This window comes from Bifidobacterium sp. wkB338 (genome assembly GCF_003688325.1).
GTDB classification, from domain to species: domain Bacteria; phylum Actinomycetota; class Actinomycetes; order Actinomycetales; family Bifidobacteriaceae; genus Bombiscardovia; species Bombiscardovia polysaccharolytica.
In genome coordinates this window covers 65,099-91,050 of record NZ_NPOR01000026.1, presented here as the reverse complement: position 1 = coordinate 91,050, position 25,952 = coordinate 65,099, and the positions used below count along the sequence as shown (strand labels likewise).

17 protein-coding genes are annotated in these 25,952 nt (G+C 62.5%); 15 read left to right on the top strand and 2 right to left on the bottom strand.

Going from position 1 to position 25,952, the window contains the following annotated elements; all coding sequences use genetic code 11:
• Nucleotides 1-28 precede the first annotated feature (28 nt).
• Nucleotides 29-289: a 30S ribosomal protein S20 gene (gene rpsT / locus CI603_RS06045; RefSeq protein WP_046322954.1), complete on the bottom strand. Its 261-nt coding sequence runs from the start codon at nucleotides 287-289 to the stop codon at nucleotides 29-31.
• A gap of 147 nt (nucleotides 290-436) precedes the next feature.
• On the opposite strand from rpsT, the gene lepA reads away from it, so the two are divergent.
• From lepA to metF, 12 genes are all read left to right on the top strand, one after another.
• Complete coding sequence (lepA, locus tag CI603_RS06040; RefSeq protein WP_121913431.1) at nucleotides 437-2,314, top strand: translation elongation factor 4; 1,878 nt, start codon at nucleotides 437-439, stop codon at nucleotides 2,312-2,314.
• Between the two features lie 4 nt (nucleotides 2,315-2,318).
• Complete coding sequence (gene hemW / locus CI603_RS06035) at nucleotides 2,319-3,662, top strand: radical SAM family heme chaperone HemW (RefSeq protein ID WP_121913430.1); 1,344 nt, start codon at nucleotides 2,319-2,321, stop codon at nucleotides 3,660-3,662.
• 123 nt (nucleotides 3,663-3,785) lie between these two features.
• Entirely contained in the window at nucleotides 3,786-8,360 is a 4,575-nt protein-coding gene (gene gltB / locus CI603_RS06030) for a glutamate synthase large subunit (protein WP_183122267.1), read from the top strand.
• A gap of 1 nt (nucleotide 8,361) precedes the next feature.
• The gene (locus CI603_RS06025) at nucleotides 8,362-9,909 is read left to right on the top strand and encodes a glutamate synthase subunit beta (protein ID WP_121913428.1); all 1,548 of its coding nucleotides are present in this window, start codon (nucleotides 8,362-8,364) and stop codon (nucleotides 9,907-9,909) included.
• Between the two features lie 45 nt (nucleotides 9,910-9,954).
• On the top strand, nucleotides 9,955-10,407 hold the full coding sequence (locus CI603_RS06020) for a DUF2975 domain-containing protein (RefSeq protein WP_232348597.1): 453 nt from the start codon (nucleotides 9,955-9,957) through the stop codon (nucleotides 10,405-10,407).
• Between the two features lie 2 nt (nucleotides 10,408-10,409).
• Nucleotides 10,410-11,249: an ABC transporter ATP-binding protein gene (locus CI603_RS06015; protein ID WP_121913472.1), complete on the top strand. Its 840-nt coding sequence runs from the start codon at nucleotides 10,410-10,412 to the stop codon at nucleotides 11,247-11,249.
• Between the two features lie 140 nt (nucleotides 11,250-11,389).
• Nucleotides 11,390-13,153 (top strand): ABC transporter ATP-binding protein, encoded by a 1,764-nt coding sequence (locus tag CI603_RS06010; RefSeq protein ID WP_121913427.1) that lies wholly within the window; start codon nucleotides 11,390-11,392, stop codon nucleotides 13,151-13,153.
• Nucleotides 13,154-15,100 carry an ABC transporter ATP-binding protein gene (locus CI603_RS06005; RefSeq protein WP_121913426.1) on the top strand — a complete coding sequence of 649 codons (1,947 nt, stop codon included), beginning with the start codon at nucleotides 13,154-13,156 and terminating at the stop codon, nucleotides 15,098-15,100.
• A 6-nt stretch (nucleotides 15,101-15,106) separates the two neighbouring features.
• Nucleotides 15,107-16,231 (top strand): tRNA (adenine-N1)-methyltransferase, encoded by a 1,125-nt coding sequence (locus CI603_RS06000; RefSeq protein ID WP_121913425.1) that lies wholly within the window; start codon nucleotides 15,107-15,109, stop codon nucleotides 16,229-16,231.
• Nucleotides 16,232-16,311: 80 nt separating this feature from the next.
• Nucleotides 16,312-16,872, top strand: coding sequence for a histidine phosphatase family protein (locus CI603_RS05995; protein ID WP_121913424.1), 561 nt, complete (start codon nucleotides 16,312-16,314; stop codon nucleotides 16,870-16,872).
• A 178-nt stretch (nucleotides 16,873-17,050) separates the two neighbouring features.
• Nucleotides 17,051-19,387: a 5-methyltetrahydropteroyltriglutamate--homocysteine S-methyltransferase gene (gene metE, locus CI603_RS05990; protein WP_121913423.1), complete on the top strand. Its 2,337-nt coding sequence runs from the start codon at nucleotides 17,051-17,053 to the stop codon at nucleotides 19,385-19,387.
• On the top strand, nucleotides 19,380-20,261 hold the full coding sequence (gene metF / locus CI603_RS05985; RefSeq protein WP_121913422.1) for a methylenetetrahydrofolate reductase [NAD(P)H]: 882 nt from the start codon (nucleotides 19,380-19,382) through the stop codon (nucleotides 20,259-20,261). The genes metE and metF overlap by 8 nt, the downstream gene beginning before the upstream one ends.
• A gap of 58 nt (nucleotides 20,262-20,319) precedes the next feature.
• Here metF and CI603_RS05980 read toward each other — a convergent pair whose 3' ends face one another.
• Complete coding sequence (locus tag CI603_RS05980; RefSeq protein WP_121913421.1) at nucleotides 20,320-20,640, bottom strand: hypothetical protein; 321 nt, start codon at nucleotides 20,638-20,640, stop codon at nucleotides 20,320-20,322.
• 718 nt (nucleotides 20,641-21,358) lie between these two features.
• On the opposite strand from CI603_RS05980, the gene CI603_RS05970 reads away from it, so the two are divergent.
• The 3 genes from CI603_RS05970 (at nucleotide 21,359) to CI603_RS05960 (ending at nucleotide 25,951) form a co-directional block, all read left to right on the top strand.
• A complete protein-coding gene (locus CI603_RS05970; RefSeq protein ID WP_121913419.1) occupies nucleotides 21,359-24,463 on the top strand; it encodes a bifunctional [glutamine synthetase] adenylyltransferase/[glutamine synthetase]-adenylyl-L-tyrosine phosphorylase in 3,105 nt (1,034 codons plus the stop codon).
• A 70-nt stretch (nucleotides 24,464-24,533) separates the two neighbouring features.
• Complete coding sequence (pyrB, locus tag CI603_RS05965; RefSeq protein ID WP_046322941.1) at nucleotides 24,534-25,541, top strand: aspartate carbamoyltransferase; 1,008 nt, start codon at nucleotides 24,534-24,536, stop codon at nucleotides 25,539-25,541.
• Nucleotides 25,538-25,951: an aspartate carbamoyltransferase regulatory subunit gene (locus CI603_RS05960; protein WP_015021856.1), complete on the top strand. Its 414-nt coding sequence runs from the start codon at nucleotides 25,538-25,540 to the stop codon at nucleotides 25,949-25,951. Before pyrB ends, CI603_RS05960 begins: the two co-directional genes overlap by 4 nt.
• Nucleotide 25,952 lies beyond the last annotated feature (1 nt).

The following is a 25,952-nucleotide window of genomic DNA, read 5'->3' as shown; positions in this document are numbered from 1 at the left end:
GATCACCGGCCCTTATAGGGCACCCGGTTCAGAGGGCGTTGACGGCGTTGGCCAGACCGGACTTGCGGTTGGCGGCCTGGTTGCGGTGGATTACACCCTTTCCTGCAGCCTTGTCCAGACGACGGGCGGCCACCTGGTAAGCAGCCTGAGCGGCCTCCTTGTCACCGGCATCCACGGCGTTACGCACGGAACGCACTGAGGTCTTGATTGCGCTCTTGACCTCCTTGTTGCGCAGGTGCGCCTTTTCGTTGGTGATGACCCGCTTCTTCTGCGACTTGATGTTTGCCAATGTTGCTCCAAACGATGAATGTATCTGTACAGACAACCCACCATAATAGCACCCGACCGGGAGAAGAATCCTCTTGGAGCGGGCGCTTCGGCCCAGGGCATCGTCTAGAATCGTTAGACCAGACGTACGTGTGAGGAGAGCAGACCGGTGCAGGAAGCCAAGAACCAACCAGGATTCACCGACCAATCGCTGATCCGCAACTTCTGCATCATCGCCCACATCGATCACGGAAAATCCACGGTGGCCGACCGGATTCTGCAGCTGAGCGGAATCGTGCCCAAGCGCGAGATGCACGATCGGTTCCTAGACAGGATGGACATCGAGCAGGAGCGCGGGATCACCATCAAATCCCAGGCCGTTCGCCTGCCCTGGGTCAAGGACGGCATCGAATACACCCTGGGAATGATTGACACCCCCGGTCATGTGGACTTTACCTACGAGGTCTCCCGGGCTCTGGAAGCCTGCGAGGGCGCGGTACTGCTGGTGGACGCCACCCAGGGCATTGAGGCGCAGACCCTCTCCAATCTGTATATGGCCCTGGAGGATGATCTGACCATTATCCCTGTCCTCAACAAAATCGACCTACCCTCGGCCGAGCCGGACAAGCATGCCGAGGAGATTGCCAACCTGATCGGTTGCTCAACGGACGAGGTGCTCCGGGTGTCGGGCAAGACCGGCCAAGGTATCCGCGAACTGGTGGACCGGATCGTGGACCAAGTGCCAGCCCCTAAGGGGGATCCCAAGGCCCCGGCCCGGGCTCTGATTTTCGACTCGGTCTATGACTCCTACCGGGGAATCGTCACCTATATCAGGATGGTGGATGGTGAACTCAAGGAGCGCCAGAAGATTCGGATGATGGGCCGGGGGACCGTGCATGACCCCATCGAGTTGGGTGTCATCAGCCCCGACATGACCCCCACCAAGGCCCTGGGCGCCGGTGAGGTCGGCTACGTCATCACCGGCGTCAAGGACGTCAGCCAGTCCAAGGTGGGCGACACGGTCACCACCGAGGCAAATCCTGCCAAAGAGCCCCTGCCCGGCTATCAGGACCCCCAGCCCATGGTCTATTCCGGGCTTTTCCCCATCGACAACGCCCAGTTCCCCGAGTTGCGCGACGCCCTGGACAAGCTCAAGCTCAACGATGCTGCTCTGGTATATGAACCGGAGACCTCGGTGGCCCTGGGCTTCGGCTTCCGCTGTGGCTTCCTGGGGCTGCTGCACATGGAGATTGTCACCGAGCGCCTGAGCAGGGAGTTCGGCATGGACCTGATCGCCACGGCCCCCAACGTCACTTATCAGGTCACCATGGAGGACGGCAGCGAGCACACGGTGACCAACCCAAGCGAGTTCCCCGATGGCAAGGTTCGTCAGATTCTGGAACCCGTTGTCAGCGCCGATATCATCACCCCCAAGGAGTTCATCGGACCGGTCATGGAGCTCTGCCAGGACCATCGCGGGCAGATGGGGACCATGGAGTACCTGAGTCCCGAGCGCGTCGAGATGCACTACAAGATACCCTTGGCCGAGATCGTCTTCGACTTCTTCGACCAGCTGAAGAGTCGAACCAAGGGCTACGCTAGCCTTGACTATCAGCCCGACGGGACCCAGTCCGCCGACCTGGTCAAGGTGGACATCCTCATCCAGGGGGAGAAGATTGATGCCTTCTCGGCAATCGTCCACAAGGACAAGGCCTACGCCTATGGGGTGATGATGACCAAAAAGCTGCGCAAGCTGATTCCCCGCCAGCAGTTCGAGATACCGATACAGGCGGCCATAGGGTCCCGGATCATCGCCCGGGAGACCATCAGCGCCTTGCGCAAGGATGTGCTGGCAAAGTGCTATGGGGGCGACATCACCCGCAAGCGCAAGCTGCTGGAGAAGCAGAAGGCCGGCAAGAAGCGCATGAAGATGCTGGGACATGTCGAGGTGCCCCAAGAGGCCTTCATCGCCGCCCTGAGCACGGGCCAGGCCCAGGATCGGGACACCAAGGACAAAATCCGGGCCGCCGCTAAGAAGGAGGGCTGAACGGGTGGGATCCTACCAGGTCTACATCCATGTGCCCTTCTGCATGCGCCGTTGCGGCTACTGCGACTTCAACACCTATACGGCCTGTGACCTGGGCGGTGGCGCCAGCCGTGAGCATTACGCCGACCTGGCCATCCAGGAGATGCGCATGGTTCGCGACTGGCAGACCTCTAGGGGGCTGATAGAGCCGCCCGTGTCCACCATCTTCTTCGGTGGAGGTACCCCGACCATTCTGCCGGCCCAGGATCTGGTGCGCATGGTCGAGGCCGTAGCCGACCTCTGGGGCCTGTCCTCCGGGGCCGAGATCACCACCGAGGCCAATCCCGACACTGTGAATCGGACCTACCTGAAGCAGTTACTCCGGGGCGGCATCAATCGCGTTTCTTTCGGCATGCAGTCAGCGGTGCCCAGCGTCCTGGCAACCCTGGATCGTACCCATACCCCGGCCAATGTGACCACTGACGTGGCCGCTGCTAAAGACTTGGGTCTCAGGGCTAGTGTGGACCTGATCTACGGGACGCCGGGGGAGCGGCTTGAGGATTGGCGGACCAGCCTGCAGGCGGCTCTGGACCTGGGCGTGGAGCATGTCTCCGCCTACGCCCTGACCCTGGAGCCCACCACTAAGATGGGCCGTGCAGTGCGCCGGGGCCAACTGCCCGCGCCCGATGACGATGACGAGGCGACCAAGTACGAGATGGCCGACGACATGCTCTCCGAGGCGGGCCTCTACTGGTATGAGATCTCAAACTGGGCCCGCCCCGGCCAGGAGAGTCGTCACAACCTAGGCTATTGGCACAACGTAGACTGGGCCGGCATCGGGCCTGGCGCCCACTCCCACTATCGTGCTTTGGAAGGGGAGGGCACAGGCATGGCACCGATGGAAGAAGCCTGGGAACCGGAGCCCGTCTCCTCCGTTTCGCCCGGGTTCAGGGCCACCGGAAAAGCAGCAGCTCAAGAGGCCGATCCCGGGGTACGCTGGTGGCTTTCGCCGGAGCCCGGTCTGGGGGAACGGCGTGCACGGGCCATCCGCTCCTGGGACATCGCCCACCCAAGGGACTGGGCGGCCGCCATGGATGCAGGACATGTGCCCTGGCAGGATGCCGAGCTTCTGGGCTGGAGGCAGGACCTGGAGGAGACGGTCATGCTGGCCCTGCGCCTGCCCGAAGGCCTGGGACTGGATCGACTGACCAGGCTGGCCGGTCGTCCGGCCGATCCGAAGATCCTCAAGGATCTGGTCGATCAGGGCCTCCTGCTGCCCGTGCCTGACAGAATTCAGGTGACCCGCCGGGGCCGCCTGCTCAACGATCTAGTCATCGATCAGGTTCTAGAGGCGGTAGGAATTCGTTAGACACTGCGGAACGTTACACGGATGTCACCTGTGGATGCATTATTCTGTTGATTCACCATTGACAAGGCTCCTCAAGGGCGGAGCATGCCGGCCCCGCCCCCGTCCACGAACGAGGTGATTGCGGTGTCATTCACGGCCCCTCTCGATTTGCATGTCCGCGGCCCCCAAGGGCTCTATGACCCTGATACGGAACACGATGCCTGCGGTTTCGGCATGGTTGCCACCCTCAACCGACGGGACGAAAGACTGATCGTCGAGCAGGGCATCCGCGTCTTGATTAACCTGGACCACCGAGGAGCCGTGGGAGCCGAGCCCAACACCGGCGATGGGGCCGGCATCATGCTCTCTATGCCCGACGAGTTCATGCGCACCCGGGTCTACCGGAATCTGCCCGAAGCTGGCCACTATCTGGCGGGCATGGCCTTCTTGGATAGGGACCCGGCTCAGGCTGCCGGTCAGGAGGAGGCCATCGCCTCCATTGCCGGCCAGGAGGGGCTGCGCGTTCTGGCCTGGCGGTCAGTACCCACCGATCCGGACGGATTGGGTCTGCAGGCTCTGGCCTCCATGCCCCGCTTCCTCATGCCCATCATGTGTGACGCCGGTCCTGAGGGCCGTGGAGATCTGGATCTGGAGCGGCTGGGCTACCGGGTTCGTAAGCGGGCGGAGCACGAGCTGGGCGTCTACTTCGCATCCCTGTCCTGTCGAACCATCACCTACAAGGGCATGCTGACCACCAAGCAGCTGCAGGGATTCTTCCCGGACCTGAGTGATCCGGCCATGAAGGCCCGCCTGGCCATCGTCCATTCCCGCTTCTCAACCAACACCTTCCCATCCTGGCCCTTGGCCCAGCCCTTCAGGATGATCGCCCACAACGGGGAGATCAACACCATTCAGGGCAACCGCAACTGGATGTCAGCCCGGGAAGGAATGCTGAGCTCGGAGCTGCTGGGCGACATGGCCCCGCTGCTGCCGGTCAACACCCCGGGAGCCTCGGACTCGGGCACCTTCGACGAGACCCTGGAGCTACTCCACCTGTCGGGTCGGTCCTTGCCCCACGCCGTCTCCATGATGATGCCTCCGGCCTGGCAGCAGGATCCGGACATGGATCCGGATCTGAAAGCCTTCTACGAGTACAACGACACCCTGATCGAGCCCTGGGACGGCCCGGCGGCCATCGTATTCACCGACGGAACCCTGGTGGGTGCCCAGTTGGACCGCAATGGCCTGCGCCCTGGCCGCTGGCAGCTGACCGATGACGGCCACCTGGTCCTGGCCTCGGAGGCCGGTGTCCTAGAGGACACGCCCCAGGAGTCCATCGTCTCCAAGGGCAGGCTGGAGCCGGGGCGCATGTTCCTGGCCGACACCAAAGAGGGCCGGATAGTGCCCGACAGCGAGATCAAGCGCCAGCTGGCCGGTCTGCACCCCTACAGGAAGTGGGTTTCCGAGCGCACCGTCCGCCTGGACGATCTGCCCGAGCGTGAGCATGTCAATTACTCGCGCATCTCGGTCCACCGTCGGCAGCAGGCCTTCGGCTACACCCGGGAGGACCTGACCATGCTGTTGGGTCCCATGGCCGAAACCGGCAGTGAGCCCATCGGCTCAATGGGCAATGACGCGCCCATCGCCGTGCTCTCACGCCGGTCCCGCATGCTCTTCGACTACTTCACCCAGAAGTTCGCCCAGGTCACCAATCCGCCCCTGGACTGGGAGCGTGAGGAGCTGGTGACCAGCATCGCCTCGGCCATCGGGCCCGAGCCCAATCTTTTGGAGGACACCCCCGAGCACGCTTGGAAGATTCACATCGACCTGCCAGTGGTGAACTCCGTCCAGATGGCGCAGATCAAGCGTCTGGACCGGGCACCGGTCCTGGAAGGCCGCTTCCGCCCCCGTCTGATCCGCGGCCTCTATCAGGTGGCCGGAGGCGGCAAGGCGCTTGAGGAGCGTCTGGAAGCCATCGAAAGGGAGGTGGATCAGGCCATCGAGGAGGGCTGCAATGTGCTTGTCCTGTCCGACCGGGACTCCAACCACATTTGGGGACCCATACCCTCCCTGCTGCTGACCGGGGCCGTACAGCACCATCTGCTTCGTCAGCACACGCGCACCCAGGTCTCCCTGGCGGTGGAGGCCGGCGACGTGCGCGAGGTCCACCACGTGGCCCTGCTGATTGCCTATGGCGCAGCCTGCGTCAATCCCTACCTGGCACTGGAGTCTGTGGAGAATCTGGCCAACAGCGGGGACTTGCACGTGGATGCCAAAAAGGCCTCCGACAACCTGGTCCGGGCTTTGAGCACCGGGGTCCTCAAAATCATGAGCAAGATGGGCGTGAGCACCATCATGTCCTACCGCGGCTCCCAGCTCTTCGAGGCCGTCGGACTCAGTCGGGAGGTCATCGACCGCTGGTTCACGGGCACTACCTCCCTGGTGGGCGGCATAGGCCTGGATGAGATCGCCGCCGAGGTGGCCCAGCGCCATCGGGTGGCCTATCCCATTGAGTGGACCGCTGGCTCCGGGCATGATCTGGAAACAGGCGGCAACTACCACTGGCGCCGCACCGGCGAGGACCACCTGAACGACCCAGAGTCCATCTTCCTGCTCCAGCAGTCCACCAAACGAGGGGACTACGGGCTCTTCAGGGCCTACACCGACCATGTGAACGCGGCGGCCAAGCAGGGCATGACCCTGCGCGGCCTCATGGAACTGCACTCCGACAGGGCGCCCATACCGTTGGACCAGGTGGAGGCCGCCGAGTCCATCGTTACCCGCTTCTCTACTGGAGCTATGAGCTACGGGTCCATTTCCCAAGAAGCCCATGAGACCATGGCAGTGGCCATGAATCGGCTCGGGGCCAGGTCCAACTCGGGCGAAGGCGGCGAGTCCCCGGATCGAATCGCAGACCCGGCCCGGACCAGCCGCATCAAGCAGGTGGCCTCGGCCCGATTCGGGGTCACCAGCGACTATCTGGTTTCGGCCACCGACCTGCAGATCAAGCTGGCCCAGGGAGCCAAGCCGGGGGAGGGCGGCCACCTTCCCGGCGCCAAGGTTCCACCCTGGATCGCTCAGGTCAGGCGCTCCACACCTGGGGTCGAGCTCATCTCCCCTCCGCCCCACCATGACATCTATTCCATCGAGGATCTCAAGCAGCTCATCCATGACCTGAAGATGGCCAACCCGCGGGCTCGCATCCACGTCAAGCTGGTCTCCGAGCACGGGGTGGGAACCGTGGCCGCAGGCGTGGCCAAATGCCATGCCGACGTGGTCCTCATCTCCGGCCAGGACGGTGGAACGGGAGCGGCGCCCCTCAATGCCATCAAGCACGCGGGCACCCCCTGGGAGCTGGGCCTGGCCGAGACCCAGCAGACCCTGGTCATGAACGACCTGCGCTCGCGGATTGTGGTCCAGTGCGACGGGGAGCTCAAAACTGGCCGCGACGTTGTCATAGCCGCTCTGCTGGGGGCCGAGGAGTTCGGTTTCGCCACCACGGCGCTCCAGGTGGAGGGCTGCGTCATGATGCGGGCCTGCCACAAGAACACCTGCCCCCAGGGCATAGCCACCCAGGATCCTGAGCTGCGCTCCCGCTTCACCGGTCGGCCCGAGGATCTGATCAACTTCTTCATGTTCATGGCTCGCCAGGTACGGGAAATTCTGGCCTCCTTGGGCTTCGCCAGTCTGGAGGAGGCGGTCGGTCACGTGGAGTGTCTGCGCCGGGACCCTTCCGTGCAGACCTGGAAGAGCAAGGGCATCGACCTGGATGCCATTCTGCGCAAGCCGGGCCCCACTCCGGGCACTGTGCTGCACCACACTCAGGCCCAAGACCACGAGTTGGATAAGTCACTGGATGTGGACCTGATCAATCAGGCCGTCGAAGCCTTGGACGAGGGTCGACCGGTGGCCATCAAGGGAACCGTGCGCAACGTCAACCGGAGCGTAGGTACGATGCTGGGCTACAGGATCACCCGCAAATACGGTGCGGCCGGCCTGCCCCCGAACACCGTGGACATCACGCTGACAGGTTCTGCCGGACAATCCCTGGGCGCCTTCATTCCTAGGGGCGAGACCATTCGGGTGATCGGTGAGGCCAACGACTATGCAGGCAAGGGTCTGTCCGGCGGCCGTCTGGTCCTCCACGCTGCCCAGGGAGTTCGCTTCGATCCTCACGAGACCGTCATCTGCGGCAACGTGGCAGGATTCGGTGCCACCTCAGGCGATATGTTCGTGGCTGGACGGGCCGGTGAGCGCTTTGCCGTGCGCAACGGTGGCGGCCGCTTCGTGGTCGAGGGCCTGGGCGACCACGGTTGCGAGTACATGACCGGTGGCCTGGTGGTGGTTCTGGGTTCCACTGGACGCAACTTCGGCGCTGGCTTCTCAGGAGGGGATGTCTACCTGCTGGATATGGATACCTCTCGGCTCAATCCTGAAGCCTGGAATGACGGCTCCCTGCTGGCCCTGGAGCCCGACCAGGACCAGGCGGCCATGCTCAAGGAACTGATAGCGGAGCATGTCCGGCTGACTGGCTCAAAGGCTGCAGCCGCCCTGCTTGCGGACTGGCCAAGCGCGCTGGCCCGGTTCACCCATCTGGTACCCCGTCGTTATTTGGCCATGAAGCAGGCCATGGAAGAGGCCGAACGTGAGCAGGTGGACTTCAACGAGCCCGGCGTCTGGGATGCCACCTACGCCCAGGTCATGGAAGGAGCGCACTAATATGGTCGACCCCAAGGGATTTCTCAAGGTACGTACCCGGCACGAACTGGCCGAGCGCCCGGTCGCTGAACGTCTGAAGGACTGGCGGGATGTACACCAGTCCACCGGCCCCGGGCCCTGGACCGCCGAGCAGGCCGCCCGCTGCATGGACTGCGGCACCCCCTTCTGCATGACCGGCTGCCCTCTGGGCAACCTGATCCCCGAGTTCAACGACCTGCTGTCCCGGGGCCGCTGGGAGGAGGCCTACGAGCGGTTGAGCCTGACCAACAACTTCCCGGAGTTCACCGGACGAATCTGTCCGGCTCCCTGCGAGTCCTCCTGCGTGCTCTCGATCCACCAACCGGCCACCACCATCAAGCTTGACGAGCAGACCATCATCGACCAGGCCTGGTCCCTAGGCTTGGTGAAGCCCCGGCCTCCGCAGCGGTTGACCGACATGACTGTGGCTGTGGTCGGGTCGGGTCCAGCAGGGTTGGCCTGCGCCCAGCAGTTGACCAGGGCCGGACACACGGTAGTTGTCTATGAGCGCGCCGATGCCATAGGTGGCCTCTTGCGTTACGGCATTCCCGCCTTCAAGCTGGAGAAGTCCCTGCTGGATCGCCGGTTGGAGCAGATGGAGGCCGAGGGGACCCGATTCCGCACTGGCGTTGAAATCGGCCGAGAACTGGGTTGGGACCAGCTGCGTGCCCGATACGATGCCCTGGTGGTGGCCATCGGTTCCACCGAACCCCGGCGTGTGGACCTGCCCGGACGGGAGCTGAAGGGTATCCACTACGCCATGGACTTTCTGCCTGACCCCACCCGTAAACTCATGGGCCGCGAGCCCATCAACGACATCGATGCATCCGACAAGAACGTCGTCATCATCGGCGGCGGCGACACCGGGTCGGACTGTTTGGGCACGGCTCTTCGAGAGGGCGCCAAGTCGGTTACCGTCCTGCAGATCCGGCCTCGGGAACCCTCATCCAGGCCTGATAACCGGCCCTGGCCAACTTACGCCAGGCTTTACAATCCCACCTCCTCCATGGAGGAGGGCGGCCACTACGAATACGCGGTGGACAGCCTGGAATACCTAGGTGCCGGGGCTGATGACCGAATCAACCTGGATCAGACCAGCGCCCCCACCGGCTTCGACAGGGACGATGAGGGACGAGTGCGAGGCGTTCGCGTGGTGGATGTCAGTCGTGACGACCAGGACCGGATCATCCCCCATCCCGACACCGAGCGAGTCCTGCCTGCAGACCTGGTGCTGATCAGCATTGGCTTTGCCCATCCGGAGACGGTCACCCTAACAGGACAGACCGGCGTAGGGCTGGACCCTCGCGGCAACGTGGCCCGTGATGCCGACTATGCCACCGACCGTGACGGGATTTTTGTGTGCGGTGATGCCGGACGCGGCCAGTCCCTGGTGGTCTGGGCGCTGGCCGAGGGTCGTTCCTGCGCGGCGGCAGTGGACCGGTATCTGACCGGCGCCACAGAACTGCCTGCTCCTATTCGAGCCGATGAGCGCGCCATGACTCTGCCTGCGGCCGACCGGTACCCACGCTAATATGAAAAGGTATGGTGCCGATCGAAGGGATGGAGGCAGTGGGATATGACCAACCGCGCTGAACGTAGGGCGCAGGCCAAGCGGAGCCGCCGTGGCGGCAGCGACGACCGGAGGATGGCGGCCAAAGGCAGGGCCGGAGTGATGGACGAACGGGCCTTGCAGGAGCGTTCCCGTCGGCTGGAGGCTGGCCAGGACGCCGAGTGGAAGCCCACCGGGCACACAGATGACCTGGTGCAGAAAGACTCCGTGGACCCCAACAATCGCAACCCCCGTCTGTTGAAGGCTCCTAGTGGTGTGCGTCAGTGGCTGCGAATCCTGGTCTGGGCCCTGATCATTTGCTCCGGCTTGGCCTTCCTGGTCTGCATGTGGCTGCCCCACGTTCCAATCTGGGCCACCATCGCCATCGCGGCGGTCTTCTGCCTGGGCGTGCTGGGGCTCTTCCTGGTGGGAGGCAACCGGGACAATCCCCGACTGGACTCCTACGGAACGGCCCTGTGACCATGACCGAAAGCGTGGCAGAAAAGCAGGCTGTGCTCATGCAGCATGTGGGATTCCGCCGTCAGGGCCGGGTCATTCTTGATGATGTCAATCTTGAGGTGGGCCGCGGGCAGAAGTGGGTACTCTTCGGACCCAACGGCGTGGGCAAATCCACCCTGGTGGCCATGATGAGCACCAGAGGCTTCCCCAGCACCGGCAGCGTAGAGATCCTGGGCAACCGGCTGGGCAAGGTGAACGTCTTCTCCTACCGGCATCGGATTGGTCTGGCCTCGGCTGGCCTGGCCAAGACCATCAGCCCCCAGGAGGATCCCTACGACGTGGTGCTGACCGCCTTCAGCGACACTACCGGCCGCTGGAGGGAGACCTTCACGGCCGAGCAGGAGGAGGCCACCCTGGCCTTGATGGATCGGTTCGGCATCGCCTACCTCAAGGGCAAGCGCATGTACCGGCTCTCCGAGGGTGAGCGCGGCCGGGTGCTGATATGCCGGGCGCTGATGGCCAATCCCGACCTGCTCATTCTGGACGAGCCGACCACAGGACTGGACCTGGGTGGCCGTGAGCTGGTGCTCAGGGCCTTGAGCGACATAGGCAGGGAGGACAGGGACAGGACGGTCATCCTGGTCACCCACCGGCTTGAGGAGATTCCTCTGGGCTTCGATCGGATAGCCATGATGGGACGACGTCCTGTGGACACTGCAGACACAGGCGATCCGGATCCTGGCACCATCGTCTACCAGGGGCCCCTGGAGGGTGGACTGACCGGTCCACGCCTGAGCGAGCTCTTCGGTCTGGACCTGACCGTGGTCCACCGCGACGGACGTTGGGGTGCCTTCGCCGTCTGAAGACCACTTGCCGCCGAAGTTCTGACATGCCCGTATCAGCTCAAGGAATAGCAAATTCGTTCACCGAGGCGCGGGTATAGACTGTGGTGGTTTGTCTGCCCAGGGACCGCGGCAGACCTGTATGCGTGAAGGATGTTGACGTGATCAAGATATGGACCCGCTACCTGCGGCCTTACTGGCTCCAGGTGGCCGTTCTGGTGCTCTTCCAGGTGGCGCAGACGGCCTTGAACCTTTATCTGCCCAACCTGCAGGCGGACATCATCGACAAGGGCGTTGCCGTAGGCGACCAGGATGCCATCTACAGGATTGGCTGGGAGATGATGGGGATCACCGCCATTCAGATTGTGGCCAATGTGGTCGCCGTCTACTGCGCCACCCGTCTGTCCATGAGGATGGGCTACGAGCTGCGCAGGGACCTGTTTGCCTCGGTGGAGGGCTTCAGCCTCAACGAGATCGAGCGCTTCTCGGCGGGATCCCTGATCACACGCACCACCAATGACGTTCAGCAGATGCAAATGACTACCATGCAGACCCTGATGATCATCCTGCAGGCCCCGGTCATGCTGATCGGCGGTCTGGTTTTGGCCTTGCGCCAAGACGGCCCCCTGACCTGGTCGTTGGCGGTCATCGTCCCCCTTATCCTCTTGGTGGCCCTGGTACTCATGGGCAGGATGGGACCCCTGTTCACCCGCTTGCAGAACATGCTGGATTCCGTCAACCGTCTGGTCCGTGAGCAGATCTCAGGCGTGCGGGTCATCCGCGCCTTCGTCCGTGAGAAGACCGAGGCGGCACGTTTCGACAAAGCGAACCGCGACGTCTATGGTGTTCTGATCTCCACCGGCCGGCTGATGAGCATGATGGTGCCGCTCATGTGGTTCCTGCTGAACATGTCCAATGTGGCCATCATGTGGTTCGGCGGCCGCCGCATCGACTCCGGGGCCATGCAGATCGGCGCCCTGCAGGCCTTCATCCAGTACCTGATGATCATCCTGTCAGGCCTGATGATGGCCGCCATGATGTCAGTCATGCTGCCCAGGGCCGCTGTGGCCGCCCGAAGGATCAATGAGGTCCTGGAGGCCACCAGCGAGATTGCAGCACCCGAGCATCCCTACCGCAACGAGCACCCCCAGGGACTGCTGGAGTTCAAGCACGTGGACTTCAGCTACCCGGGCGCCCAGGACCCGGTCCTTTCGGACATCTCCTTCACCGCACGGCCGGGGACAACCACGGCAATTATCGGGGCCACGGGATCCGGCAAGTCCACCATCATCAGACTTTCCAACCGCATGTTCGACGTCACCGATGGCCAGGTCCTGGTGGACGGGCACGACGTGCGTGAGTACGACCCCGACCAGCTGGCCCTGATATTCGGGCCAGTCCCGCAAAAAGCCACTCTCTTCACCGGGACCATCCGCGACAACATGCACTATGGGGACCCCGACGCCGACGACGACCGCATTTGGGAAGCCTTGCGCATCGCCCAGGCCGAGGACTTTGTGCGTGAGATCCCCGAGGGCCTGGATGCCCGTGTGGCCGAGGGTGGTACCAACTTCTCTGGCGGGCAGAAGCAGCGTCTTTGCATGGCCAGGGCCATCCTGCGCAATCCCCGCATCTACACCTTCGACGACTCCTTCTCCGCACTGGACATGACCACCGACCGGGCCCTGCACGAGGCCCTGGTGCCGGTCACCCGAGAGGCCACCCAGATCGTCGTGGCCCAGCGGGCGGCTTCCATCCGCGAGGCCGACCAGATTCTGGTCCTGGACCGTGGACGCATCGTCGGCCGGGGCACCCACGACCAGCTCATGAAGGACTGCCCAACCTACCAGGAGATCGTCCAATCCCAGGGCGGTCAGGGTCCCGACGTGGAAGAGCTCAGCATTGACGAGGGGAGGGCCGAGTAGATGGCAAAGGACTTGAGCGTAAATACAGGCTCGCAGGCCGTGGGTGGTCGCCGTCACACCGTGGGCCGGCTGGTCCATTATCTGTTGGCCAGCCCCTGGAGGGTCATCGTCATGGTCCTTGCCGGCATGACCGCCGTGGCCATGATTGTCATCGGTCCCAAGGTAATGGGCGAGGCCACCAACGTCCTCTTCGAGGGGCTATTGGGGTCCATGCTGGTCAAGATGGGCGCCAAGCCCGGCACTCCCAAGCAGGCTGTGGTCACCTATCTGCAGTCTCGCGGTCAGGACAAGTTCGCCCGGATGATCGACTCCATGAACGTCCAGGTGGGCGTGGGGATCGACTGGGGGCGCTTCGGCACTATCCTAATGTTCGTCATCGGCATCTACCTGGTCTCCATCCTGGTCAGGCTGGTGCAGAACTTCCTGATGACCCGGCTGGTCTCAGACGCGGTCTATACCATGCGCAGACAGATTGAGGACAAGCTGGACCGGCTGCCCCTGCAGTACTTCGATCGGACCCCGCGCGGCGAGGTCATGAGCCGGACCACCAACGACATCGACAACATCTCGGGAACTCTGCAGCAGATTCTGGGCGAGCTGATCTTCTCGGTCTTTTCCATCATCGGCGCCTTCATCATGATGCTGACCATCTCGCCCCTGCTGACACTGATCGCCTTCATCATCATCCCGGTCATGGCCCTGTGCGCGGGCTTCATCCTCAAGAAGACCCAGCCCCAGTTCACCCGGCAGTGGATCCGCACCGGCCAGGTCAACAGCCACGTGGAGGAGATGTTCTCCGGTCACATGGTGGTTCGGGCCTTCGGCCATCAGCGTAAGGCTGAAGAGGAGTTCGAGGAGCGCAACCAGGAGCTCTATCAGGCCAGCTTCAAGGCCTCCTTCTTCTCGGCTCTGGTCACGCCCATGTCTACCTTCTTCGGCAACCTGAGCTTCGTGATTGTAGTCATCATCGGCGGCGTGCACGTGCTCAACGGCAGCATGAGTCTGGGCGGTCTGCAGGCCTTCACCCAGTACACCCGTCAGGCCTCACAACCTATCGGTCAGCTGGCCTCCATGGGCACCATGCTCCAGTCCTCCCTTGCCTCCTGCCGCAGGGTCTTCGACTTTCTGGACGAGGCCGAGGAGGTGCCGGACATCGAGCATCCCGACCATCTGGGCCAGGAGACCGGAGGCAAGGTCGAGGGCCATGTCCGCTTCGACCATGTCCGCTTCTCCTATGATCCGGCCGAACCGCTGATTAAAGACCTTTCCATTGAGGCCAGACCCGGACAGACCATAGCCATCGTCGGGCCCACCGGGGCGGGCAAGACGACCCTGGTCAACCTGCTCATGCGCTTCTACGAGATCCAGGGCGGGCGCATCACCATCGACGGCGTGGACACCTCCAGGGTGACCCGTCACGACCTGCGCAGCCACTTCGGTATGGTCCTGCAGGACACCTGGCTCTTTGACGGGACCGTCCGCGACAACCTGCTCTACGGGCTGGACGAGGGACAGACCATCCCAGAGCAGACCATGATCGACGGGGCCAAGGCCACACACGTGGACGAGTTCATCCGCAAGCTGCCCCAGGGCTACGATACGGTCCTCAATGAGGACAGCAGCGAGCTAAGCCAGGGCGAACGCCAGCTGATGACCATCTGCCGGGCCTTCCTGTCTGACCCCGACATCCTGATCCTGGACGAGGCCACATCCTCGGTGGACACCAGGACCGAGCTGCTGGTCCAGCAGGCTATGAACACTCTGCGCAAGGGCAGGACCTCCTTCGTCATAGCGCACAGGCTGTCCACCATCCGCGACGCCGACCTGATTCTGGTGGTCAACCACGGCTCGGTGGTTGAGCAGGGCACCCATGACCAGCTGCTGGAGCGTGGCGGCGCCTATGCATCCCTCTACAACTCTCAGTTCACCAAGGGCGAGGAGGGCTGAGGAGGCATGAGCCTTAGACGCGGTCCGCTGAGCATAGGGGAGCGGGTCCAGCTGACCGACCGGCGTGGCCGCAAGTTGACGGTCATGCTGGAACCTGGAGGTTTGACCCAGACCGACCATGGCCTCCTGCCGCACGAGGCCATGATTGGTCTGCCCGAGGGATCCGTGGTAGTGACCATCTCGGCCGACAAGTGGCGGCAGATGCGCCACAAACAGGATGCCAGTACTGACACAGAAGCGCCTGACAGGGCCAAGCCTTGGAAGTCCTCACGAGGCATCGGGGGATGGGCTTTCACTGTTATGCGTCCACGGCTTGAGGACTACATTCTCTCCATGCCTCGGGGCGCTCAGATCATGTACCCCAAGGATGTGGCTCGAGTCATCCTTCTGGGCGACATCCGTCCCGGCATGAGGGTTCTGGAGTCAGGAGCCGGATCAGGGGCCATGAGTCTGGGTCTTCTGGATGCCATTGGCACAGAGGGGAAGCTGACCAGCATCGAACGGCGGGAGGAGTTCGCCCGGGTGGCTATGGACAACGCCACCGTCTTCTTTGGGCAGCGCCCAGCCCAGTGGGATCTGCGTACCGGCGACTTTGATGCCATTGCTGCAGACCTGCCAGAGGACGGATTCGACCGTATCGTTCTGGACATGCTGGACCCATGGAACCGTCTGGAACACGCTTATCGTGTCATGGCCCCCGGCGGCGTGCTGACCGCCTACGTGACCACCACCACCCAGCTTAGCCGGCTGGCCGAGGCCCTGCGCGCCGACGGACGGTGGACTGAGCCAGAAATCATGGAGAGTCTGGAGCGCTCCTGGAAGGCCGACGGCCTAGCGGTCCGGCCAGAGCATGAGATGATCGGACACACCGGCTTCCTCTTGATTAGCAGAGCCATGGCTCCGGGCCAGCAGGCTCTTCGCAAGCATGTCCGGGCCACCAAGGACTACCAAACCGATGTGGATCAGAGCCGGCGGCCTGACACGATTAGTAAATTCAGTCAGGAGCGTGAGATGCAGAACGTGGAGGATCTGGAGCTGCGCCGGGTCTCCGATCGTAAGCTGCGCAAGGTGTTGCGCGACCTGGACCATCAGGTGCGCACCCTGCAGGGAGGCCGGGGTCAGGAAGGCTGATCGCCCATGACCCGCACCTTCAGTCAGCTTTGCCATAATGGAAAAGATGCCTGATTTGAACTTCGGGAAAGGAAGCATGCATGGGTTTACGAAAAGGACTGAAGGCCGAGGATCTGCGCAGGTGTAGCCGAACTCTTATGCTTATGCGTCACGCCAAGACCGATCGCCAGGGGTCACAGGGCGATCGCAGCCGTCAGCTGACCGACCGTGGCCAGAAACAGGCCCGGATCATGGGCCGTGGATTGACTGCTTTGGGTCTGGTTCCCGACCGCATCATCTGCTCGGGTGCGCCCCGAGCCCGTCAGACCCTGGACGGCATGCTCAAACCTCTGGGCGACGGACCCCGTGTCGATTACCGGGAATCCCTCTATGAATCGGGCATGCAGGCAGTCTTCAACGAACTGGCGCAGACCGAGGACCGTGACCGCCGGGTCCTGATCCTAGGGCACGAACCCACCATGTCTATCTGCTCACAGTGGCTGGCCGAGGACAACTCCGATCCCGACCTTTTGGACCTGCTCAATCTTGGACTGCCCCCGGCCACCATGGTTCTTCTGGGCTCTGAGCGACCCTTGACCGACTGGGGAACCCATCAGGCCCGTTTGCTTGGCATTCTCGGCCCCCAGGACCTGGAGGACTGACTGGCGGAACGAGCTATAGGCAACCCTTCAGAGGCAGTCTTAGTGACCAACAGTCCCCTGCCTGTAGTCCTGTCGTTATCGATTCAAGTTATGGCGACACCTTATTTGCACCAATTACCCGCCGCCCCCCGCCGCTGATAGGCTGACCGAAGACATCAGGACGAAACTGGGAGGTTTCATGGCAGCGATTACATCCGTGTCCGGGTTCCCGCGCATCGGTGCGCATCGTGAACTCAAGAGGGCCATCGAAGGCTACTGGAAGGGCGAACGGAATCTGGACGAGGTCCGGCGCACGGCCGCGGACCTGCGTGCCAGGCATTGGCAGCTTCAGCAGGAGGCCGGCGTCGACCTGATTCCCGTCAATGATTTCAGCTACTATGACCAGGTCTTGGACACTTCTATCCTCCTGGGCGTCGTGCCTAAGCGCTATCGGAAGCTGGGCCTGGGCCCCGAGGACACCCTCTTCGCCATGGGCCGCGGATACCAGGGGGAGCAGGGTGACGTGACCGCCCTGCCTATGAAGAAGTGGTTCACCACCAATTACCACTACCTGGTTCCCGAGATCGATCAGGACACCAAAATTGTTCTTGAAGGCGACAAGCCCTTCAAAGAGTTCCAGGAGGCGCGCGAGCAGGGCGTCGCCGCCAAGCCGGTGCTGATCGGCCCATACACCTTCCTCAAGCTGGCACGCGGCCCCCAGGGCGAGCTGCTGGATCCCGACCCGGTACTGGTCCGGGACCTGGCCAAAGCCTATGCGACTATTCTGGAGCGGTTCATCGGCCTTAACGCCGACTGGGTGCAGCTGGACGAACCCTACCTGGTCCTGGACAAGGAACGGGGCGACCAGGATCTCTTCGAGACCCTCTACCAGCCCATTCTCAAAGCCCGCGAGAGTGACAAGGGCAAGGTCCGTATCCTCCTCAACACCTACTTCGGCCATGTGGGCGACTGCTACGATCGGCTGGCTGACCTTGGCTTCGATGGCATCGGCCTGGATCTGGTCGAGGGCAGGGATGAGAATCTGGCGGCCCTGAAGGAGCACGGCGTGCCGGATGGAACCACCATCTTTGCCGGCCTGGTCAACGGTCGCAACATCTGGCGCAACGACTACGCAGTCAGCCTGGGCTTGCTGGATGCCCTGCACCAGGTGACCTCGAACGTGGTGGTGTCCACCGCATGCTCCCTCCTGCATGTGCCCTACACCGTGGCCGACGAGGATGGGCTGGATGCCGACACCGTGCGGCCTCACTTCGCTTTCGCCCTGGAGAAGCTGGGCGAGCTGCACGACCTGGCTCAGCTGGCTGATGTCGACGAGGACCAACGCCGTTCCAGCAAGACTCTTGCCGATAACCAGAGACTCTTCGACGGCAGCCGCGTACAGCCCGACTCCCAGGTGCAGCAACGCCTGGCCGGTCTTAAGGACGAGGACTTTGTACGCACCCCGGCTCGGCCCGAGCGCCAGAGGATCCAGGCCCAGGAGCTGGGTTTGCCCCTGCTGCCAACCACCACCATCGGCTCCTTCCCCCAGACCGCCGAGGTCCGCGCCGAGCGGGCCCGCCTTCGCAAGAAGGAGATCAGCCAGGAGGACTACGACAGCTTCATCGCCCGCAAAATCGACCAGGTCATCGACCACCAGGAGCAGATCGGCCTGGACGTTCTGGTCCATGGCGAGTTCGAGCGCAACGACATGGTCGAATACTTCGGCCAGAACCTCAAGGGCTACCTCTTTACCCGGAATGCCTGGGTCCAGTCCTATGGCACCCGCTGCGTCAAGCCTCCAATCGTCTGGGGGGACATTTCCCGCGCCCGGCCCATCACCGTGCGCTGGTCCTCATACGCCCAGTCCCGTACCAACCATGTGGTCAAGGGGATGCTGACCGGTCCGGTGACCATTCTCAACTGGTCCTGGCCCCGCGAGGACATCGATCACAAGCAGCAGACCCGCCAGCTGGCCCTGGCCATCCGTGATGAGGTCCTGGACTTGGAGGCTGCGGGCATCCGCATCATCCAGATCGACGAGGCCGCCCTGCGCGAGAAGCTGCCGCTAAGGCGCTCCGACTGGCACAGCCGATACCTGGACTGGGCCATTCCCGCCTTCCGGCTGGTACATTCCGGGGTTAAACCCACTACCCAAATTCACACCCACATGTGCTACTCGGAGTTCAACGACATCATCAAGGACATTGATGCCATGGACGCCGATGTGATCTCCTTCGAAGCCTCCCGCTCCGATCTGACCGTTCTTGATGCCATTCAGGAGGCCAAGTTCGAGACCGAGGCAGGCCCTGGAGTCTACGACATCCACTCGCCGCGCATCCCCTCCACCGAGGAGATCGTGGACCGGATCCACGCCATACTGAAGAAGCTCGATGCGGCCAAGGTATGGATCAATCCCGACTGCGGACTCAAGACCCGAGGCGATAAGGAGACCTGGCCCAGCCTGGAGCACATGGTGGCCGCCGCCCATCAGGTGCGCGCGGAGCTATCGTCCAGTCAGGAGTCGGATCATGCATGAGCCTATCTTTTCCCTGGAGGTCTTTCCCCCCAAGCGTGATGCCCCGGTGGGCACCATCTATGACACCCTGGATGGGCTTGAGGGGCTGATGCCCGACTTCATCTCGGTGACTTACGGGACCGGTCGGCGCTCGGATCGCACGGCCACGGCCCGCATAGCCAAGACCATACATACCGAATATGGCATCCCGGCCGTGGCGCACTTGACCGCCCAGTATGCGGACCGCGAGGTGATCGACCAGGCACTGGACATGTTTGATGACGCAGGGGTGGCAGCGGTGCTGGCCCTACGCGGCGACAGCGTGGAGGGCCGTGAGCCCGCCGGAGTATTCGAACATGCTAGCGACCTTGCAGCCTACATCCGCTCCCGTCGGCCCAACCTGTCGATATACGGAGCTTGTTATCCGGAGACCCACCCGGAGGCCGCCTCGCCCGAGGAGGACATGGAGAATCTGCGAATCAAGGTCGATTCCGGCGTGGATCATCTGGTTTCGCAACTCTTCTACGACAACGCTGATTTTCTGGACTTCCTGGACCGGGCAAGGGCAGCCGGCATCCAGGTGCCCATTGAGGCTGGCATCATGCCCATCACCAACGAGGGCCAGGTACGGCACATGAGCGAAGTCTGCAAGGCGCGGATTCCGGCTGCGGTTGAGTCCATCCTGGGACGTTGGGGCGACGACCGGGCCAGCCTGCGCGAGGCGGGCATCATCTACGCCTCACAGCAGATCGCCGACCTAGTGGCCCATGGAGTGGACGGCATCCACCTCTATTCCATGAACCACTCCGGCGTCACCAGACGCATCTGGCACAACGTCCGTCATCTCTTCCGACAGGTTGGCGCCAAGGAGGAGCCGGTCAATAGCCAGAAATGACCGAATAAAAGCAGTTTAGGCCCCGCACCGATGACCGTAAAAGCGTGATTTCCGGCTTTCAGCGACGTTTTCGGCCTTGATCATCGGTGCGGGGCCTCAGCCATGGGCAGGCTTTGAGCGCAACTCTGTTCAGCGGCGGTATTATGCCAATCAACAGCCCAAGAACCATCGCTCCGATGGTTATCCAGGAGGCCAGATCACGTCCCAACAGAATGAGAATCACCACCAAACCGACCCCGACCAGAGGTAAGACCGGTGTCCAGCGTTGTTGCGAATCGGAAAGTCGGTCGTTTTTCTTCGGCAGAAGTCCGCAAATCAGTCCCCATGCCAGTCCTATCAGGGCACAGGCGACGGTCAGGAGGATATCGGTCAGTTGCATTCTAGGATTCCTTCGTTCATGATTGTTCGGGTAAGGCTTTTCTGGCGCCACACATGACCGCTATGCGTTCGAAAACAGCGCAAACGTCCAGCAAATCGCGACAGATGGAGAATGCTGCGGCCCTCGGAACGCATCCTCTTAATGTAGCTGAGCAACTCAACGGACTGCATGACAGACAAGGAGGTCATCGGCTCGTCCATCTGCATCAGGATAGCCGTTTCATGCATTCCAGGTCACTTCCTCTACGATGATCGACCTGCGGACTTTGTTGACACATCAATGTGTTTGTGGGCGCTATCGACAGCCATCCTAGCCGCCACAGAGCGAAATCGATAATGGGTGGCGGATAGTAAGCACCTCTATAGAAACCATGGTGTCAGGGAAAGCGTACGTTGAAGGGTCTCCCCGAGGGGATTTGAAACAGGTCTTAGGTTGTGCTCAGAATGCCTCCCAGGACCACTACCTCGGGATTCGTCGCATTGTGATGCGGATAACGGCATCGCCTATGATCCGCCGACATTGGCTGTTGTATCCTTTCTCTGGTTGAGGCAGCGTAGAACGGCAGCCTGTTTACAAGGCCCATTCTGATTTTCACTACATATACTGCGCATTCCGGGATGGCCGCAAGGGCTGACGACCCGTCACCCCTATAATGCCTGTACCGGTTCTGCATATATAAGAGGCGTTGCGGAGCCTGAGGAAAGGCAGGGGATAAGTCATGGCAGATCCGGCGCGACCGTCCACTTCGACCCTAATACACCTTGGGCTGCACGACCTGGACAAGGCCCGGGTCAGGCTGGATCGGCTTGCCCGCCTGGTGGACGATCAGGAGCTGGAGCAAACCCTGGTCCAGAGCCTCGACCAGGCCTGTGATCCGGACGAAGTCCTTGCTGGGCTGATACGAATTCTGGAGCAGTATCCACAGGGAGCCCGGCCGGACTTTCTTGCCGGATCCCCAATGGAAAACAAAGAGGCCGCCCAGTCGCTGATCAGGGTGTTGGGGGCCTCGGAGGCCATGGGCCGACTGATGCGCTCGCGGCCGGAGTTGGTAGAAGCGGCCACCTTCGACCCTGACCACCTGGCTGACTGCACGGCGGAAACCAGACAGAAGCGGGTTCTTGACGCCTTGGATAAGGCGGAGGCAAATTCGGACTCCGTGCCCTCGCTGGCGACCTACGCCGATGCGCTGCGGTTCGAATACCGGCTGCAGCTGGCTGCCGTCATGGCCCGGGATCTGGCAGCAGAGGATCCTCTAGAGCTGGAGCCGGAAATCAGCCGCGCTTTGTCGGACATGGCCGACGCTGCAATACAAGGGGCTCTGAGCATCGCCAGTCGTCAGGTTCCCAATGCGGATTCATGCCGTCTGACGGTCATTGGCATGGGCAAGCTGGGTGCCCAGGAACTCAACTACGTGTCCGATGTGGATCTCATGTACTTGGTGGAGCCGGCTTCGGGGGCGGACACAAGCGAGACAGAACCCATCGCCGTGGGTACTGCCATGGCCGTCCTCCTGCAGCGGGTCTGCCAGTCGGTCATCCCCGGTTCGACCGAACCGCCGCTCTGGAAGGTCGATACTACCCTGAGGCCCGAGGGACGTGACGGCCCTCTGGTGCGCCGTCTGGCCTCCTACGCTGACTACTATGCCCAATGGGCTGAGAATTGGGAGTTCCAGGCCCTGCTCAAGGCCCGTCCGGTTGCGGGCGACAAGGACCTGGGCGAGGACTATTCGGCCATGGTCGAGTCCCTGGTCTGGGGAGCATGTCAGCGACCCAACTTCGTCTACGATTGCCAGCGGATGCGCCAGCGTGTGGAGCGGCTGATACCAGAGGACCGCAAGGAGCGCGAGATTAAGTTGGGCCAGGGCGGACTGCGGGACGTGGAATTCACCGTCCAAATGCTCCAGCTGGTTCATGGCTCCAGCGACGAGGATCTGCGATGTCCGGCCACCCTGGATGCCCTGCAGGCCCTATCGCGCGGCGGCTACATTTCACGCAAGCACGGCGACCAGCTGGACCATGACTACCGGTTTGAGCGGGTCATGGAGCATCGTCTGCAGATGTGGCAGCTGCGTCGCACCCACCTCTTTCCAAAAATCAACCGTTCAGGCGCCCCTGGCCATCGGCTACCCAGCCTGGAAGAGCTGGAGAACAACCGTGATCTTCGGCGACTGGCCCGGGCCTTCGGACTGCATGCCGACCAGATGCTGGCCCAATACCAAGCCACTAGGATCGAGGTCCGCAACCTTCACCAGGCCATCTATTTCCGTCCCATGCTGCCCATCAACGCCCAGGTGGACGAGGATGAGGTCAGCCTGCGCCCCCAAGCGGCACGTGCCAGATTCGCATCTATTGGCTTCGCAGACCCTGATGCAGCCATTCGCCATGTCACGGCCCTGACCACAGGGGTCACTCGATCGGCACGTATCAACCGGATTCTCATGCCCGCCGTCCTCCAGTGGCTGGGGGAGGGGCAAGACCCTGACATGGGACTCCTGGGCTGGCGAACCCTGGAGGAGCACTTCGGCGGCAAGAGCACCTACCTGGGCTTTCTACGGGACTCCACCTCCGCAGCCCGCCGCCTCTGCCATATCCTGTCCAACTCGCGTTACCTGTCCGGCGCCCTGGCTCGATCCGTCCAGTCGGTGACCTGGCTGGGTCACGATCAGGATATGATCCCCCGTGATCGAGCCACCTTGGACAAGCGCGCTGCAGCTTACCGAACCCGGCATGCGGACTCGCTGGAGGATTTCGCCACTGCAGTGCGGGCCATGCGCCGCCAGGAAATCGAGCGGATCGGGTTGGGTTGGATGAGCGGTGTGGACGATCAGCAGGCCTGCCTAGCGGGCATGTCCGATGTTTACGATGCAGCTATCGATGCCGCCCTGGACTGGGCCGTGGGCAACCGTCTGGGTCAGACAGGTTCGAGTGATGAAGAACCGCGTCAAGCGCCGGCAGAAATGGCCCTGATTGCCATGGGCCGTTACGGGGGCAGGGAGGTCAACTTCAACTCGGACGCCGACATCATGCTGGTATACCGTCCCGCATCAGGTGCCGACCAGGACCAGGCGGCTGAATTCGCACGTGGCGTGACTGCCGATCTGCGGGCCGTCCTGGCTGGACCGGCCAGCCTGGAGCCCGGCATCGACCTGGACTTCGACCTGCGTCCCGAAGGACGTCAGGGGCCTCTGGTGCGTTCCCTGGACTCCTACCAGCGCTACTACCGCGACTGGTCAGAAACCTGGGAACATCAGGCCCTGATCCGTGCCAGATTCGCAGCTGGGAATGCTGCTCTGGCCAAGGATTTCCTGGAGGGTATAGCCAATCCGCTTCGCTATCCCGAACAGCCGCCCAATGAGGAGGAGCTAGGGCAGATCCGCCGTCTTAAAGCCCGAATGGAGGCGGAGCGACTTCCGCGCGGCGTGCGTCGGGATCGGCATCTGAAGCTAGGCCGGGGAGGGCTGTCTGACGTGGAATGGGCGGTTCAGCTCCTCCAGCTGCGTCACGCCCACGATCTGCCTGAGCTACAGGTCACCGGGACGCTGACCGCCTTGGATGCCTTGGAGTCTGCGGGACTCATAGAGGCCAAGGATGCCAAGGCCCTGCGCCGCAGCTGGGTGCTCTGCACCGCAGCCCGGAACGCCAACTTCCTCTGGTCCGGACGTGTCTCCCAGGCGGACATCCTGCCCGACGACGGGCAGGTTCTGGGGGGCATCGCGGTCTGCCTGGGCTACCCGGCCCACCGGGGCCAGCACTTCGTCAACGAGCTGCTGGCGGCCATGCGCCGCTGTAGGCAGGTCATGGAACGACTCTTTTACGGCCGCTGACTCTGGGTCCATCCGGGGTCGTATGCTTGTTCAGGTCACATAAGGTGGCCACCTTGAGGAAGGTGAGCCGTTGTCCCAACAAGTTGATCACGCATCCAACACCTCTTCCGCCGTCGTTCCGCTTCGTGGGCGAAGTGTGGTTACCCTCGACGACATTCCCATGACCCAGATCCTGGACCTGCTGGATCGTGCGGCCTACATAGACACCCATCGCCGTCAGGTGGCCCACACCTGCGACGGCCGGGTCCTGGCCACGCTCTTCTATGAACCCAGCACCCGCACACGGCTCAGCTTCGAGACGGCCATGCTCCGTCTGGGAGGTCAGGTCATAGGATTCGCCGGCGCCCAGCTGGCCAGCGTTTCCAAGGGGGAGTCCATCAGCGACACTCTGAAGACGGTCTCCAACTACGCCGACATCGTGGCCATCCGCCACCCTAAGGAGGGTGCTGCCTTGGTGGCCTCCCAGGCGGCTACGGTCCCAGTCATCAACGCCGGTGACGGTGGGCACATGCACCCGACCCAAACCCTGACCGACCTGGCCACCATCCGTGCCCGCAAGGGTCGGCTGAACCATCTGACCATCGGTCTGTGCGGGGACCTGACCTTCGGTCGTACCGTCCACTCCCTGATCACCACCCTCTGCCGACTGGGCCACGTGGACTTCGTCCTGATCAGCCCCGACGAGCTGCGCACTCCCGAATACGTTCTGGAACGGATCCGCTCTTCGGCCGATTGCACCTACCGTGAGACCGGGGATCTGAACGGTGTCATCGGCGACTTGGACGTGCTCTATATGACCCGCGTCCAGCAGGAGCGATTCTTCAACGAAGACGACTACCTGCGTCTGCGTGACACCTACATTCTGGATGCCGACAAGCTTCGGGCTGCGCGCCCCGACATGGCCATCCTCCATCCGTTGCCCAGAGTCAACGAAATTGCCGTGGAGGTGGACGATGATCCGCGTGCGGCCTACTTCCAGCAGGTTCGCAACGGCATGCTGGTCAGAATGGCCCTGGAGAGCGCCTTGCTGGGCGACGAGCTGCCCGGTTATCGCAAGCAGAAGGAGGTGGCGGCATGAAGGTCACCAGCATTGTTGACGGCATCATCATCGACCACGTTCGTGCGGGCACAGCCCTGAAGGTCTTGCACTACCTGCGCGTGGACCCGGCGAAGACCCGGCTGGCCCTGATCATGAATACGGACAGCCGCAAGTACGGTTCCAAGGACATCATCAAGATCGAGCAGACCGGTGATCTGGACCTGACCGCCCTTGGGTTCATCGCTCCCGAGGCCACCGTCGATGTAGTCAGGCAGGGCCGGATCGTCAGCAAGCATCAGCCTGACCGGCCAAACCATCTGGTCAACGTCATCACCTGCGTCAACCCTCGTTGCGTCACCACGGTGGAGACTGGTGTGGACCAGCGCTTCCACCTGGACGCTGCCGGCGTCTATCGCTGCGACTACTGCGACGAGAAGGCAGAAGACTGAC

Coding starts and splice junctions, on each gene's coding strand:
- CI603_RS06025 (WP_121913428.1), top strand. CDS start 8,362: ATGGTCGACCCCAAGGGATTTCTCAAGGTACGTACCCGGCACGAACTG.
- CI603_RS06020 (WP_232348597.1), top strand. CDS start 9,955: ATGACCAACCGCGCTGAACGTAGGGCGCAGGCCAAGCGGAGCCGCCGT.
- CI603_RS06015 (WP_121913472.1), top strand. CDS start 10,410: ATGACCGAAAGCGTGGCAGAAAAGCAGGCTGTGCTCATGCAGCATGTG.
- CI603_RS06005 (WP_121913426.1), top strand. CDS start 13,154: ATGGCAAAGGACTTGAGCGTAAATACAGGCTCGCAGGCCGTGGGTGGT.
- CI603_RS06000 (WP_121913425.1), top strand. CDS start 15,107: ATGAGCCTTAGACGCGGTCCGCTGAGCATAGGGGAGCGGGTCCAGCTG.
- CI603_RS05995 (WP_121913424.1), top strand. CDS start 16,312: ATGGGTTTACGAAAAGGACTGAAGGCCGAGGATCTGCGCAGGTGTAGC.
- metE (WP_121913423.1), top strand. CDS start 17,051: ATGGCAGCGATTACATCCGTGTCCGGGTTCCCGCGCATCGGTGCGCAT.
- metF (WP_121913422.1), top strand. CDS start 19,380: ATGCATGAGCCTATCTTTTCCCTGGAGGTCTTTCCCCCCAAGCGTGAT.
- CI603_RS05980 (WP_121913421.1), bottom strand. CDS start 20,640: ATGCAACTGACCGATATCCTCCTGACCGTCGCCTGTGCCCTGATAGGA.
- CI603_RS05970 (WP_121913419.1), top strand. CDS start 21,359: ATGGCAGATCCGGCGCGACCGTCCACTTCGACCCTAATACACCTTGGG.
- CI603_RS05960 (WP_015021856.1), top strand. CDS start 25,538: ATGAAGGTCACCAGCATTGTTGACGGCATCATCATCGACCACGTTCGT.